Raw genomic sequence first — 15,451 nt, forward strand, 5'->3', positions numbered from 1 at the left:
CATAAAATGTCATCAGGAAATAACGTGATGGGTTAACGCCCAAAGCCGCCAAAACCACCACCGCCCATGCCGCCCATCATGCCTTGCATATTACGCATCATGCCTTTCATGCCACCTTTTTGCATTTTCTTCATCATTTTCTGCATTTGAGTAAACTGCTTAAGCATACGGTTTACATCTTGTACTTGGGTGCCAGAACCAGCAGCAATACGCTTTTTACGAGAGCCTTTGATAAGTTCAGGGTGTTCGCGCTCTTTCATCGTCATCGAGTTAATCATGGCTTCCATTTGGGTAAACATTTTATCGTCGACTTGATCTTTCACATTCGCTGGGAGGTTTCCCATACCTGGCAATTTATTCATCATGCCAGCCATGCCACCCATATTTTTCATTTGGCCAAGTTGTTCGCGGAAATCTTCAAGGTCAAAACCTTTTTTCTGCTTGAACTTCTTCGCCATTTTTTCGGCTTTAGCTTTATCGACATTACGCTCTAGATCTTCAATCAGAGATAATACATCGCCCATGCCAAGGATTCGTGATGCAACACGGTCAGGGTGGAATGCTTCTAAGGCATCTGTTTTTTCACCGACACCTAAGAATTTAATCGGTTTACCTGTGATATGACGAACCGATAAAGCAGCACCACCACGAGCATCACCGTCAACTTTGGTTAAGACCACACCAGTTAAAGGCAAGGCCTCACCAAACGCTTTTGCCGTATTTGCGGCATCTTGCCCTGTCATGGCATCGACCACAAACAAGGTTTCGACTGGATTAATGGCAGAATGTAAAGCTTGGATTTCAGCCATCATTTCTTCATCAATGGCTAAACGACCAGCGGTATCGAGAATAACGACGTCGTAAAATTTCTTTTTAGCATGATCAATAGCGGCATTAGCAATATCGATCGGTTTTTGATCGGCGCTCGATGGGAAGAAGTCAGTGCCCACTTCATTGGCTAATGTTTCAAGTTGTTTGATCGCAGCAGGGCGATAAACGTCGGCAGAAACCACCAATACTTTTTTCTTATCACGCTCAGTCAATAATTTTGATAGCTTACCAACACTGGTGGTTTTACCTGCACCTTGTAGGCCCGCCATTAAAATAACCGCTGGTGGTTGAGCCGCTAAATTTAAGGCTTCATTCGATTCGCCCATGACTGACTCAAGCTCAGCTTGAACGATTTTGATGAACTCTTGACCTGGAGTGAGTGATTTAGAAACTTCGATCCCAACAGCACGGTCTTTGACTTGCTTTACAAAGTCACGAACAACAGGTAACGCAACATCCGCTTCAAGCAATGCCATGCGAACTTCGCGCAACGTATCTTTAATGTTGTCTTCTGTTAATCGTCCTTTGCCACTGATATTTTTCAGGCTCTGGGACAGTCTTTCGGTTAAATTATCAAACATGATTTTGCCTAAATAAAATTAAGTCAAATAGTGAAAGTTGAAGAGAGACACTGATACACAGGGATATTTCAACTTTTTACTTAAATAAATGGATATAATTGTTAGCTAGTATACCGATGCTATCATTTTGTTTCACTGAATTTCCTATTATGGGTGTTTTTTTCTTCTGTGATGAGTGCCAATTCACTCTAACTAAATGTTAGTATCATTAGAGCCAATGACGCATTCGTGCTTTAATATAAAAACACCCAATCTTGGCACCATAACCCACTTATGGTCACGAGGCCTTAGGGTTAACAAAATAGAAAACCTTAGATAGCTTGCCCAGTGCGAGTTATACTGTTGCATTCAATGGATATATTCAATCGATTATATGGAAAACATACTTTCAATCTTAGCGGTCATTTTATACTTTGCTGCCACCTGTACGATTGTCCCAGGACTTGTGCAGCGCTCAGGTATTAGCATCAAACTGGTCTTTACTTTAGCTCTGTTGGCCCTTGGCATACACGGTTGGCTCATCAGCGACTTCATTTTCAACCCCAATGGGCAGAATATGAGCCTGTTGAATGTCGCCTCATTGATCGGTTTTATTATCTGTTTTGTCTTGACCATTTCAATGTGGAAGACTCGTCTTTGGTTTCTCTTACCTGTGGTGTACAGCTTTTCAGCGATTAATTTAGGCGCGGCTGCTTTCTTACCGAGTACCTTCATCACCCACTTTGAAGGTCATACAGAATTACTGATCCACATTACCATTGCCCTATTTGCCTATTCAACACTCACAATTGGCGCCTTATTTGCACTACAACTGGCATGGCTTGATCATCAATTAAAGCGTAAAAAATCACTGGTCATTAACCCGAACCTACCACCATTAATGATGGTGGAGCGCCACCTTTTCAAGATTATCTTAATCGGTACCGTGTTGTTGACGATTACTCTCATTACCGGTGCTGTGTATACCGAAGGAATGTTTTCAACCTCTAATGCCCATAAAAGTGTCTTATCTTTTATTGCTTGGATCTTATACAGCATCTTGTTATGGGGCCATTACCAGCAAGGTTGGCGTGGCAAGCGCGTCTTATGGTTATCTATCAGTGGAACCACCTTACTCACATTGGCCTACTTCGGTAGCCGCTTCGTACGAGAAATAATTTTAAACTAAATAGTTTATTTGAATTATCCCTATCTATTGACAGGATAATCAGATTTGTCAAAACTTCATGTCTTCAAATAAATGAAGAACGTGAGCTTAATTCTAACAATCAAAGGAAAACCTAAGTTTGGGTGACATATCAACAGGGCTGCTGTTTGGCCTACTGGGAATTTTAATCCTTATTTCTGCCTATTTCTCCAGTTCTGAAACAGGCATGATGGCATTAAACCGCTACCGATTACGACATCTTGCTAATCAAGGTCATAAAGGGGCTAAACGCGTTGAGGCTCTATTAGAGCGTCCTGACCGCTTAATTGGCCTGATCTTAATTGGTAACAACTTAGTTAATATTCTTGCCTCCGCTATTGCGACCATTATTGGTATGCGTCTTTATGGTGACTATGGGGTAGCGATTGCCACTGGGGTACTGACTTTAGTGATTCTTGTTTTTGCTGAAATTACGCCAAAAACCTTAGCGGCGATGTACCCTGAACGTGTCTCTTACACCAGCAGCATCTTACTTCGTCTATTAATGAAGCTGCTGTCACCACTGGTATTCTTAGTTAACCTTATTACCAATGGCTTATTACGCTTACTTGGAATACGAGCTGAAGATGCCACTGGCGATCCATTAAGCTCTGACGAATTGCGTACGGTTGTTAATGAAGCGGGAAGTTTAATCCCTCGCCGCCACCAAGATATGCTGATTTCGATTTTAGATTTAGAGCATGTTACCGTGAATGACATTATGGTGCCGCGCAACGAAATTACCGGTATTGATATCAACGATGATTGGAAATCAATTGTTCGCCAATTAACTCACTCAGCTCATGGACGCGTCGTCTTGTATCGCGATCAAATTGATGAAGTGGTGGGGATGCTTCGTCTCCGCAAAGCATATCGCTTGATGCTAGAAAAAAATGAATTTAATAAAGAAACCTTGTTGCGAGCGGCTGATGAAGTGTATTTCATTCCAGAAGCTACCCCGCTCAACGTCCAACTGTTAAAGTTTCAACGTAATAAAGAGCGTATTGGCATGATTGTGGACGAATATGGTGACATTATCGGTTTAATTACTTTAGAAGATATTTTAGAAGAGATCGTTGGTGAGTTTACCACTTCGATGTCCCCTAGCCTGGCTGATGAAATTACCCCGCAAAGCGATGGCAGCTACCTAATTGAAGGCAGTGCAAATATTCGAGATATCAATAAAGGCTTAAATTGGAAACTTCCAACCGATGGTCCAAGGACTTTAAATGGCTTGGTATTAGAACATCTGGAAGATATTCCTGAAAGCTACCTCAGTATTGAAATTGCCAATCATAAGATGGAATTAATTGAGATTGCAGAAAATAAGATCAAGTTAGTAAAAGTCTATCCATCGAAGAAAAAACTGAAAAAACTGCATTAATGTTTCTCACGCCTCGGTGCTGCGGCCTGTCGTTGCTCGAGGTAATGAACTTTATACCAAAACCGTCTTACCATAAAAACAGCCCTCAACGTTCATTGTTCGTTGAGGGCTGTTTTGTTTAAGTATTGTTATTGATAAAACAAGCTATAACGGCAATTAATTGACTTTAAGTTCTTGCAGCATGCTTTCTGGTAAAGCCAGCTCATCATTCTTATTAACACTGATACCCGCACTAATAATTTGCTGAGCAATCTCTTGAGCTTCCTGCAATGAGTGCATGGAATAAGTACCACATTGGTATTCATTTAGCTCAGGGATCTTATTTTGATCTTCTACTTTTAACACATCTTGCATCGCCGCTAACCAAGCGTCCGCTACTTGTTGCTCACTCGGAGTCCCAATTAGGCTCATGTAAAAACCTGTACGACAACCCATTGGTGAAATATCAATAATTTCAACTTCAGAACCATTCAAATGAGCACGCATAAATCCAGCGTAAAGATGCTCTAAAGTATGAATCCCTTTTTCAGATAAGATGCTTTTGTTAGGCATACAAAAACGCAAATCAAAAACAGTAATTGTATCCCCTTTTGGTGTTTGCATTGTTTTGGCAACACGCACCGCTGGTGCATTCATGCGAGTATGATCAACGGTAAAACTATCTAATAGAGGCATTGCTGTTTTCTCCTAAATGTATTTCGCGTAGTCGGTCATTATTACCGAAACCCACTACGATTATCTTGTCATTCTGATTGATGTTGTTTGAGCGCCAACCATAAGAATTAACGAAAGATAGCACATAAATTATCTTATCGCTCAGATGGCGGTGTTGCTCAGCCAACGAATAACGCCCTCACTGCGTCAATACAGCTCAAGCGAATCAGTCGGCGAAGTTTCATATTATGATTTCTTTAAATATGAGAAATAATCAGCAAGAAAATCATCAAAACTTAATTGATCACTTTCTTCAATCTGCTGTTGTTCTTGACGCGAACGTACCACTTCTTGTTCCATCATTTGTTGATTATAGATCTGATACTGATGCGCACGTAATTCTTCACGATATTGATCACCTAAATCACTTCCGACTTTACCAATTCCACCTGACTGACGAATTAAGTGCAGTAAACGACCCGACATGGTTAACTCAGGGTCCTCAATCCAAGACACTAAGGTTTGGCACACTGCTTGGTAATCATTACCACCATTGGCTTTATCCATCTCAATCGCGATGTCATTTAATTGTTCAAAAATTAATTTTCCCCAATGAACTAAGGTATTAGGCTGCTGGTCACAGCATAATTTGAACGATAAGCCTGGTTTACGACCTTCTAAAATGACGTTATTCCAGTTGCCACGCCAGCATTCTAAATCACCGTCTTGCATGGGGGCTGAATCTTTCAGGCCACACCAGGTAACAAACAAATCTAAAAATAGAACTTGCTCTTTAGAGACACCAATCGCACTGAATGGGTTCACATCCAACGAGCGTACTTCGATGTATTCCACGCCGCCACGTTTTAGCGCTTCAGATGGTTTCTCACCACTTTTCGCCACACGTTTTGGTCGAATAGGCGCGTAAAGCTCATTCTCAATTTGTAATACGTTGCTATTTAATTGACGATGCTCACCGTCAACCACCACACCTAATTGTGCAAATCGCTCTGATGGCTTATGCATAGCTGCTTGTAAGCCTGTTAGGTATTCATCTAAACCATTAAAACTGATATTTAAATCACTTTGCGCACTGTTGGTATACCCTAAATCGCTTAACCTTAGTGCTGTTGCATAAGGCAAGTAGAGCGTTTTACCAATAGTTTCAAAGGGTAAGCCTGTTTCTCTTCCTTTAATAAAAGAAGGGCACAGTGCTGGAGAAGCACCGAATAAGTACGGAATAATCCAACCATAGCGATAATAATTACGGATTAAAGCAAAGTAGCCTTCCGATTTAGTCTCAGCACGTTGCTGCTCATCTTGTTCGCCATACAAACTATCCCAATAGCTCTCAGGAAAAGAAAAATTAAAGTGCACCCCTGAGATAATTTGCATCAAACTGCCATAACGGTGCTTCAAACCTTGGCGATATAGGTTTTTCATTCGTCCAGAGTTAGAGCGCCCATATTCCGCTAAAGGTATTTTAGTCTCATCACTCACAAAGCAAGGCATTGACATCGGCCACAGTTTCTCATCTCCCATGTTACTCATGGTGAAATGGTGCACGTCTTTTAATTGGTGTAATAACTCATCAACATTATTAGAAACCGGCGTAATAAATTCCAACAATGACTCAGAGAAATCTGTCGTGATCCATCGATTGGTCAAGGCCGATCCCAGAGCATTAGGGTGAGGAGTTAAGGCAAGCTGAGCATTTGAATCATAACGTAAGGTTTCACGCTCAATTCCGCGTCCAAAGTACTTAAAAGTCTCAGGGTTGCGAGCAACCTGCTGAAGGCGTGCAGAAAATTCGGTCAAAATAGCACTCACTTATTGTGGTTTGTGATCCGGCTAGGATAGTCATTCTGAGAAATAATTACTATAAGGAAATCGAAAGCCGTTAGAAAATAGTAATCATCAACAAAGTCATTTCAATAACAATAGACTAGCCATATTAACGGCTAGTCTGTCTAACGTATGGGCATCAGCGCTGAACTTCAAGCTTTTGAAGTGGAATTCCTAATTTTTCCAATTCAGGCATTAGCTTCTGAGCATCACCCACAACAATAATTTGAAAATCTTGTGGTTGGAACCAAGTCCTTGCCGCATTATTTAAGGTTTGTTTATCTACCTTTTTAACGATCTCAGCTTTCTGAGTAATAAAATCATCACTGAGAGAATAATCTAAGATTGAATATAATAACCCAGCCTTTTGCCCTGGCGTTTCGTATTTTAAGGCATCTTGCTGACCAACAGCTTGCTTCATAAAGGCCAGTTCATCTTCGGTCATCCCTTCTTGGCTATAACGCTTAAGCTCAGATAACAACTCATGGATCGAGGCCGCCGTTGCATCGGCTCTTACTTGAGCGCTATACAAAATCATGCCCGTTTCTTTCGTTCCAAATACGCTGCCACCCGCGCCATAAGTAAAACCTTTATCTTCTCGTAGATTGAGATTAATGCGGCTATTAAAATTCCCACCTAGATTGTAATTAGCAAGCTGAGTTAAATACATCTCCCCGGTGGCATCATAAGGCATACCAATTCGAGCCAAACGCACCACACTTTGTGGAGAGTTCGGTTTATCAACAACATAGAGGTGTTGCTGAGTCAGTGGAGTAATGGCTCCGGCTTGTGGCATCTCGACCGCTTGACCTTGCCATTTTTGTAGAAAACCTAAAGTGTGTTCAGCTTGAGCTTTATCTAGTGCTCCCACGACCACCACTTTTGCGCCTTGTGGCGTGTAATGGCTGTGATAAAAACGTTTCACATCTTCCAATGTCAAAGCTTGTAATGACGCTACACTGCCATCACTATCACGGCTAAATAGGGTTCCTCGGTATAAAACCTGTTTTGTCGCTTGAGACGCTAACCATGAGGGTTGTTGGTGTGAATAAATGATCCCTTGAATAGTTTGATTTTTTATTCGCATGAAATCTGACTGTTGAAAAGCTGGTTTAAATAGCATTTCATCGGCCACTTTTAGCGTTGCTTCTAAGTTTTTAGTCAAAGACGTAATCACTAAACTCGCGTGATAGCCCCCGGCAGAAACACTCACACTACTGCCAAGTTTGTCCAACTGTTGTTGTAACTGCTCGCTGGTGTGTAAAGTAGTACCTTCTTGTAACATCTGCGCGGTTAATCCCGCTAAGCCTTCTTGCCCAGCCTCTACATAACGTTGACCTGCTGGAAATGCAATTTGAATAGCAACCGTTGGAGTCTCTTGAGTTTGCGTTCCTAACACCTCGATTCCATTGGGTAAATTAAATCGATACAAATCAGGCATGACTCCAGTCACAGGCTCGCCAACAGGAGGCATTACCGAGCGATCAAAATCGTCTTTTGCCTCACGAATATTTAATTCTTGATCGGTGATTTTGGGATAATGCGGTAAATAGCGCTCAGCAGGCACAAAGTTCGTGGCTTGCACCGCTAATTGCTCTTGCCCTTTAGGCACCACGCTTAACACCACTTTGTGTTTACCATCCACAAACTGTAAATAAGCATCTTTAACTGACTTCGGTGTCACATTACGAATCTGCGCTAATTCCGTCTGTAAGCGATCTGGCTGATTGAAAAAGGTTTGATTGGCCGCTAATTGAGAAACCTTGCCACTGACACTTTGCAGGGCGTAAATCGTTGCCGCTTCAGCTTGCCCTGTGATGGCATCCAGTTGATCTTGTTGTACACCTTGAGTTTTAACCAATGCTAATGTTTGGTTGAGAGCTTGATAGATTGGCTTCAAATCCCCTTTATCTCCCGCATCTCCCATCGCATACACATACAAGGTACAGGTTAATTCCGCGCAATCTTGAAATGCACCAGCATCAACGGCTTTTTCGGTTTTGACTAAATATTGATATAAGAGACTATTTTTACCATCACCAAGAATCGAGGCTAATGCATCCAATGAGGCTTCCGATTTAGCACCGCGATATTCAGTTGGAAACGCCATCATCACCATAGGTTGGCGAATACGATCCGGTAACGTCACGAAACGATCACTCGATAGGATAACAGGCTGCTTCGGCGCATTTTCCACTTCAGGTCCTTTTGGAATTGAACCAAAATATTTCACCACCCATTTGAGTGTTTGCGCTTCATTGATATCCCCACCTATGGTCAATACGGCATTATTAGGGCCATACCAACGTAAGAAGAAATCTTTAAGATCATTCACATCAACCCGATCTAAATCTTCTACATAACCAATTGTTTGCCATGAATATGGATGAGTTTGAGGATACAAGGCCTCGCCCATTTTTTCATACATTAAACCGTATGGGCGGTTATCATAATTTTGACCGCGTTCATTTTTTACCGTATCGCGTTGTATCTCAAATTTTCGTTGCGAAATGGCGTTCACTAAAAAACCCATGCGATCAGATTCCAACCACAACATCTTTTCTAATTGATTGGAAGGAACGGTCTCAAAATAATTGGTACGATCACGGTTGGTGGTGCCATTTAAGGTTCCACCAGCCTCGGTAACGATTTTAAAATGTTGTTGATCTCCCACATGTTCTGAACCTTGAAACATCATATGTTCAAAAAAGTGAGCAAAACCCGAACGACCGATTTTTTCACGTGCAGAACCCACGTGATAAGTAACATCAACATGCACCAACGGGTCAGAATGATCGGGTGAAAGGATCAGAGTTAAGCCATTATCAAGTTTGTATTTAGAGTATGGAATGGAGGCAACATCAGGATTGGCGGGCTTTGATTCGATCAGACGAATCCCTTCCGGAAGTGGTGAAGCGGATTCACTCTGGTTCCATAACGAACAACCAGACAAGCTGACGACCACTAAACTTATTAGCCATTTTTTCATTTACATCAACCCTTTAAAAATCATGCCTAGGGCAATATACCTTAAACCTTTTCCTAAAAAAATGGCCAAGCTACATAGCCATGGGTTCATTCTCAACCAACCTGCCGCCACACACAGTGGATCGCCAATGATAGGCATCCAACTCATCAATAGCACCCAATAGCCATAATGCTGTATCCAGCTCTCTAATTGGTGGCCACGCCGATGGCGTAGTGTTTTATTTGGCAAAAAAAGCCCTAAATAATAATTGGTCATACCGCCAAGAGTATTGCCTAAAGTTGCAATGCTCATCACCCAGAAAAACGAAATCGTATTTAATTCTAACGCGGCATAGAGGCTAAGTTCAGAGCTACCAGGTAATAAGGTTGCACTTAAAAAGCCCGAGAAGAATAAAAACCAAAGAGGATGCCCTACAAAGTATTGTTGCAGGGCAAAATAAAACTCAGACAAAGGTCACCTTAAGCTTGCATATCCAATAAGATTTTACCGCGAGCACGACCGGTTTCTACCTTTTTATGAGCGTCAACGACATCTTGATACGACATTACTTGTTCAATCTGTACCTTGATCATTCCAGAGCTAATCAAGCTTAATAGTTCTTCCATTTGAGTGACTTCAGGTTCAACTAACATACCCATGCCAATCACACCACGTTCTGAGGCTTGCTCACATACTAAAGAAGAAGTGATGGTAGGTACGGTAATTAAACGACTGCCAGGATGTAAACATGTCATGGCATCAATTGCCGCTTGACCGCCGACTAAATCAATTAACACATCGACGGAACCAATCTCTTTCAAATAATCTGGATTGGAATAATCTAACGCCGTTGCACCCAAAGATTCAACGTAAGCTAAGTTATCGGCACTGCATGAGGCGTATACTTTCGTTTTTGCAGCCACAGCGATTTGAACCGCAATGTGTCCAACCCCACCAGCGCCACCTAAAATAACCACGGTTTCACCGGATTGAATTTGCGCTTTCTCTAAGGCTTGTGCCGCGGTTTGTCCCGCTAATGGAATCGCAGCGGCAGGTTTTAAAGAAATGTCTTCTGGTACTAAAGCGAGCTCCGTTTCCGGCACGCAAAGATATTGGCTATAACCTCCACCACGCAGTGGAAAACCAATAAAGCCTGCTACCATATCATTAAGGTTAAACTTTTTACTGCCAAGCCCTTGTTTAACCACAACCCCTGAAACATCATAGCCAGGAGTCCAAGGTAGGTTGTTTTTGTTATGTTGAGCAGCCCAACCGAGCCCTGCTCTCGTTTTGACATCAATGGGATTCACACCCGCATAAGCGACCTTCAGCAGAACTTCACCTTCTTGTGGCACTGGAATATCCACATCTAAAATTTCAAGTAATTCTGCTTCACCAAATTGTGAGATAACAATTTTTTTATTAGAAGGCATGGAGATCGTCCTTTCCGTTATACCAAAGTGGGTATTGATATTATTCTGATTTAATAGGATTTATTGGGATCATGTTCACCCCAAATAAATGTTCGATGATTTATCACTAAAGTATCGCACTATCACTCAGACTGAAAGCCTCTTAGATAAGCTTTAACGCAAAAAACAAAAAAGCCCCGCACAAATGTGCAGGGCTTCAAAATATGGCGCGCTCGGAAGGATTCGAACCTTCGACCGCCTGGTTCGTAGCCAGGTACTCTATCCAGCTGAGCTACGAGCGCGCAAATTTTTAATACATCCAACATTGTGATTGAAATGGCGCGCTCGGAAGGATTCGAACCTTCGACCGCCTGGTTCGTAGCCAGGTACTCTATCCAGCTGAGCTACGAGCGCGCAAATTTTTAATACATCCAACATTGTGATTGAAATGGCGCGCTCGGAAGGATTCGAACCTTCGACCGCCTGGTTCGTAGCCAGGTACTCTATCCAGCTGAGCTACGAGCGCGCAATAATTCTGTTTTCTACCTAAAGGCAGTTTTGTCAAATGATGGCGCGCTCGGAAGGATTCGAACCTTCGACCGCCTGGTTCGTAGCCAGGTACTCTATCCAGCTGAGCTACGAGCGCGCAATAATTCTGTTTTCTACCTAAAGGCAGTTTTGTCAAATGATGGCGCGCTCGGAAGGATTCGAACCTTCGACCGCCTGGTTCGTAGCCAGGTACTCTATCCAGCTGAGCTACGAGCGCGCAATGATTTGACCTCTAATATAAAAACAGTAACGAGGGAATGTAAATTGCAAGGCTTACATTATCTTTACCAACAAAATGGCGGTGAGGGAGGGATTCGAACCCTCGATGCGGCTACAAACCGCATACTCCCTTAGCAGGGGAGCGCCTTCGGCCTCTCGGCCACCTCACCACGTTTTGTCTTTTCAGAATGGCGCGCTCGGAAGGATTCGAACCTTCGACCGCCTGGTTCGTAGCCAGGTACTCTATCCAGCTGAGCTACGAGCGCGCAATAATCTGTTTTTCTATACTAAAGCATTTCTTTATATATTTCACTTAGTTGCTAACTAAATGTCAAAAGAAAAATGCAAGAATGGCGGTGAGGGAGGGATTCGAACCCTCGATGCGGCTACAAACCGCATACTCCCTTAGCAGGGGAGCGCCTTCGGCCTCTCGGCCACCTCACCGTCTTGCGGAGGCACATATTACGTTTTACCCAAAATATGTCAAACACTTTATTGATAAAATCTTGGAAAAAACGTCCAACAGGATAGTATTCAATCAAATGCGTTAAAAATCGACCTATTTATCCTGTTTTGCCGATAATATAGCGTAAGTTTTTAGATTCAAAAAAATAAAGGCCAGCAGTGCTGACCTAAATTTCACAATACAAATTAGTAGTTGCCAGATGGCGCAGTAGGGTTACCCTTTTCTGCTTGAATTCGCATGTAAATCTCTTCACGGTGAACAGATACCTCTTTTGGTGCATTCACACCGATACGTACCTGATTACCTTTTACACCTAGAACTGTCACGGTGACTTCATCACCAATCATTAAAGTTTCACCAACTCGGCGAGTCAAAATTAGCATTGTCTACTCCTTGAGTAATCTCTATTTATTATTTCAATTACGCCATTATCCATTAAAAGCTCTATTTGGGTAAATAAACTTAATGATAAAAACACGAATTTTTAGGTAAATTGATGCCAATGTATATCGAAATATGAGGATCAAACCAAATTAAATAATTCGTCCCTATAATAGCAACTATTCCATTTGCACATTCAATATAAATTAAAGATTTAGACCGATTAAAGACCATTTTTATGATCTAAACAATAATTTAGCTCAGTATAGGTCGTCTATCACATTTAAACTACCCATCAAAGGTGTCTTTTTATGTCAATCTTTCATCAAAAAAGGCGGCATAATTGCCGCCTCTTAGTTTCACTGAAATATTATAACTTTTCAGTAATCCAAGCTTTAGCAGCATCGAGTGCAGCAGGTAAGGCTGCGGTGTCCGTTCCTCCCGCTTGTGCCATATCTGGACGGCCTCCCCCTTTACCACCCACTTGCTGAGCAACAAAGTTGACTAACTCTCCTGCTTTCACTTGCGATGTTAAATCTTTGGTCACACCAGCAATCAAACCGACTTTTTCATCCGCAACATTACCTAGTAAGATAATTCCGTTACCGATTTGATTCTTCAACTCATCAACCATACCGCGTAATGCTTTATTATCCGCACCATCGAGCTGACTGATTAGCACTTTAATACCTGCAATATCTTGCACTTGGCTAATTAAACTCGCTCCCGCTTGAGAAGCCAGTTTATCTTTCAATTGCTGAATTTCTTTTTCCAACAATTTTGCCTTTGTTTGTCCTTCAAGCAATTTTTGTTGATATTGAGTTTGTTGTGCTTCAATAGCATCTAACGCTGCTTCACCAGTTACCGCTTCAATACGGCGAATACCGGCAGCGATACCACTTTCTGAGGTGATCTTAAATAAGCCAATGTCACCGGTACTTGAGGCATGAATACCACCACATAACTCAGTCGAGAAATCGCCCATTGAAAGCACTCGAACTTGATCATCGTATTTTTCACCAAACAGCGCCATAGCACCTTTTTGTTTGGCTGACTCGATATCCATGATATTGGTTTCAACATGGTGGTTACGACGGATCTGTTGGTTAACCAAGCGCTCGACATCACGTAACTCTTGCTCTGTCACAGCTTCTAAATGAGAGAAGTCAAATCGTAAGCTCTCAGCGCGAACTAAAGAACCTTTCTGTGTAACATGCTCACCCAGTACCTTACGCAGTGCTGCGTGTAGTAAGTGAGTGGCGGAGTGGTTTAACGTGATCGCAGTGCGGCGTTCTGCATCAACTTGAGCCAAGACGTTATCGCCTTTTGCCATTACCCCTTCAATTAGCTTGCCATAATGAGCAATTGCATTACCCAGTTTTTGAGTATCACTTACGGCAAATACGCCAGAATCGGTTTTAATGATACCAGCATCACCACATTGACCACCTGATTCAGCATAGAACGGTGTTTCATCTAAGATGATGATCGCTTCAGTTCCAGCACTGATACTGTCAGTCTGCTCAGATTCAACAAACATTTCAGTGATCACACTGTGACCAGTTACGCCTGTATAGCCACAGAATTCTGTATCCGCTTCCGTTTTAATCGTTTTATTGTAATCCGTGCCGAATTGGCCAGCTTCACGAGCACGTTGACGCTGTGCTTCCATTGCTTTTTCGAAGCCATCTTCATCAATGATCACATCACGTTCACGCGCAACATCATTAGTAAGATCAGCAGGGAAACCATAAGTATCATAAAGCTTAAAGACAGTTTCACCATCCAGTACTTTTTCACCTTCCGCTAACGCATCAATGGCTTCATTTAAAATAGCCATACCACGGTCAAGTGTACGTGCAAAGTTCTCTTCTTCGATACGTAACACTTTTTCAACCACAGGTTGCTGTTTTTTCAGTTCTTCACCAGCAGAGCCCATCACCTCAGCCAGTTTACCCACTAGCTTATAGAAGAAGGTTCCTTGAGCGCCCAGCTTATTACCATGACGAACGGCACGGCGAATAATACGACGTAATACGTATCCACGACCTTCATTTGAAGGCATCACACCATCAACAATCAAGAACGCACATGAACGAATATGGTCAGCAACCACTCGTAACGATTGATTATCGAGATCGTCAGTACCAATGACCTCGGCTGCGGCTTTGATGAGCGTTTGGAAAACATCAATTTCATAGTTAGAGTGAACGCCTTGCATAATCGCAGAAATACGCTCAATCCCCATCCCCGTATCTACGGATGGTTTTGGAAGCGGCTCCATCGTGCCATCAGCATGGCGATTAAATTGCATGAATACGTTGTTCCAGATCTCGATGAAACGGTCGCCATCTTCTTCCGGAGTACCAGGGCGGCCACCCCAAATGTGTTCACCATGATCATAAAAGATTTCAGTACATGGACCGCAAGGACCAGTATCGCCCATTTGCCAGAAGTTATCTGACTCGTAAGGCTTGCCACCTTTTTTATCGCCAATACGTACGATGCGATCCGCTGGAATACCAATTTCTTTATTCCAAATATCAAACGCTTCATCATCAGTTTCATACACTGTGACTAAAAGCTTTTCTTTCGGTAGCTGTAAGACTTCTGTTAAGAATTCCCATGCGTAAGCAATCGCATCATGCTTAAAGTAATCACCAAAACTAAAGTTACCTAACATTTCAAAAAACGTGTGGTGACGTGCCGTAAAGCCGACATTTTCTAAGTCATTGTGTTTACCACCAGCACGAACACAACGCTGAGCAGTCGTTGCACGTGTATAGCTACGTTTTTCTGCACCTAGGAAACAATCTTTAAATTGGTTCATCCCTGCATTAGTAAATAGCAAGGTGGGATCATTAGCAGGAACTAATGAAGAACTATTAACAATTTGGTGTCCTTTGCTTTCAAAGAACGATAGGAACGCGCGGCGTACCTCATCTGTGCTCATGTACATGCAATTCTTCCGGAAA

10 protein-coding genes and 8 tRNA genes are annotated in these 15,451 nt (G+C 42.3%); 2 read left to right on the forward strand and 16 right to left on the reverse strand.

The window, feature by feature from the left end; genetic code table 11:
- Positions 1-32: 32 nt before the first annotated feature.
- Positions 33-1,412 (reverse strand): signal recognition particle protein, encoded by a 1,380-nt coding sequence (gene ffh, locus VCA1004_RS08475; protein WP_086983126.1) that lies wholly within the window; start codon positions 1,410-1,412, stop codon positions 33-35.
- Positions 1,413-1,785: 373 nt separating this feature from the next.
- Here ffh and VCA1004_RS08480 point away from each other — a divergent pair, with 373 nt between their 5' ends.
- The gene (locus tag VCA1004_RS08480) at positions 1,786-2,580 is read left to right on the forward strand and encodes a cytochrome C assembly family protein (RefSeq protein ID WP_086983124.1); all 795 of its coding nucleotides are present in this window, start codon (positions 1,786-1,788) and stop codon (positions 2,578-2,580) included.
- A 118-nt stretch (positions 2,581-2,698) separates the two neighbouring features.
- On the forward strand, positions 2,699-3,982 hold the full coding sequence (locus tag VCA1004_RS08485) for an HlyC/CorC family transporter (protein WP_086983122.1): 1,284 nt from the start codon (positions 2,699-2,701) through the stop codon (positions 3,980-3,982).
- Positions 3,983-4,138: 156 nt separating this feature from the next.
- Here the strand turns inward: VCA1004_RS08485 and luxS are convergent, their stop codons facing one another.
- The 15 genes from luxS to alaS all read right to left on the reverse strand — a co-directional run bounded on the left by luxS (position 4,139) and on the right by alaS (position 15,435).
- On the reverse strand, positions 4,139-4,657 hold the full coding sequence (gene luxS / locus VCA1004_RS08490) for an S-ribosylhomocysteine lyase (RefSeq protein WP_086983120.1): 519 nt from the start codon (positions 4,655-4,657) through the stop codon (positions 4,139-4,141).
- 225 nt (positions 4,658-4,882) lie between these two features.
- Positions 4,883-6,454 (reverse strand): glutamate--cysteine ligase, encoded by a 1,572-nt coding sequence (gshA, locus tag VCA1004_RS08495; RefSeq protein ID WP_086983118.1) that lies wholly within the window; start codon positions 6,452-6,454, stop codon positions 4,883-4,885.
- A 166-nt stretch (positions 6,455-6,620) separates the two neighbouring features.
- Positions 6,621-9,470: a M16 family metallopeptidase gene (locus VCA1004_RS08500; RefSeq protein ID WP_086983116.1), complete on the reverse strand. Its 2,850-nt coding sequence runs from the start codon at positions 9,468-9,470 to the stop codon at positions 6,621-6,623.
- Positions 9,471-9,920, reverse strand: a complete 450-nt coding sequence (locus VCA1004_RS08505) for a YqaA family protein (protein WP_232012586.1) — start codon at positions 9,918-9,920, stop codon at positions 9,471-9,473.
- An 8-nt stretch (positions 9,921-9,928) separates the two neighbouring features.
- On the reverse strand, positions 9,929-10,882 hold the full coding sequence (locus VCA1004_RS08510; protein ID WP_086983114.1) for an NADP-dependent oxidoreductase: 954 nt from the start codon (positions 10,880-10,882) through the stop codon (positions 9,929-9,931).
- A gap of 204 nt (positions 10,883-11,086) precedes the next feature.
- Positions 11,087-11,163 (reverse strand) — tRNA-Arg (locus tag VCA1004_RS08515).
- A gap of 35 nt (positions 11,164-11,198) precedes the next feature.
- Positions 11,199-11,275: transfer RNA gene (locus VCA1004_RS08520), tRNA-Arg, on the reverse strand.
- A 35-nt stretch (positions 11,276-11,310) separates the two neighbouring features.
- Positions 11,311-11,387, reverse strand: a tRNA-Arg gene (locus VCA1004_RS08525).
- A 43-nt stretch (positions 11,388-11,430) separates the two neighbouring features.
- A tRNA-Arg gene (locus VCA1004_RS08530) sits at positions 11,431-11,507 on the reverse strand.
- Positions 11,508-11,550: 43 nt separating this feature from the next.
- Positions 11,551-11,627, reverse strand: a tRNA-Arg gene (locus tag VCA1004_RS08535).
- Between the two features lie 79 nt (positions 11,628-11,706).
- Positions 11,707-11,799 (reverse strand) — tRNA-Ser (locus VCA1004_RS08540).
- Between the two features lie 19 nt (positions 11,800-11,818).
- A tRNA-Arg gene (locus VCA1004_RS08545) sits at positions 11,819-11,895 on the reverse strand.
- 85 nt (positions 11,896-11,980) lie between these two features.
- Positions 11,981-12,073: transfer RNA gene (locus VCA1004_RS08550), tRNA-Ser, on the reverse strand.
- A 207-nt stretch (positions 12,074-12,280) separates the two neighbouring features.
- The gene (gene csrA / locus VCA1004_RS08555) at positions 12,281-12,478 is read right to left on the reverse strand and encodes a carbon storage regulator CsrA (protein ID WP_086983112.1); all 198 of its coding nucleotides are present in this window, start codon (positions 12,476-12,478) and stop codon (positions 12,281-12,283) included.
- A gap of 368 nt (positions 12,479-12,846) precedes the next feature.
- Entirely contained in the window at positions 12,847-15,435 is a 2,589-nt protein-coding gene (gene alaS, locus VCA1004_RS08560; RefSeq protein WP_086983110.1) for an alanine--tRNA ligase, read from the reverse strand.
- Positions 15,436-15,451 lie beyond the last annotated feature (16 nt).

It is taken from the genome of Vibrio aphrogenes (assembly GCF_002157735.2).
Lineage (GTDB): Bacteria > Pseudomonadota > Gammaproteobacteria > Enterobacterales > Vibrionaceae > Vibrio > Vibrio aphrogenes.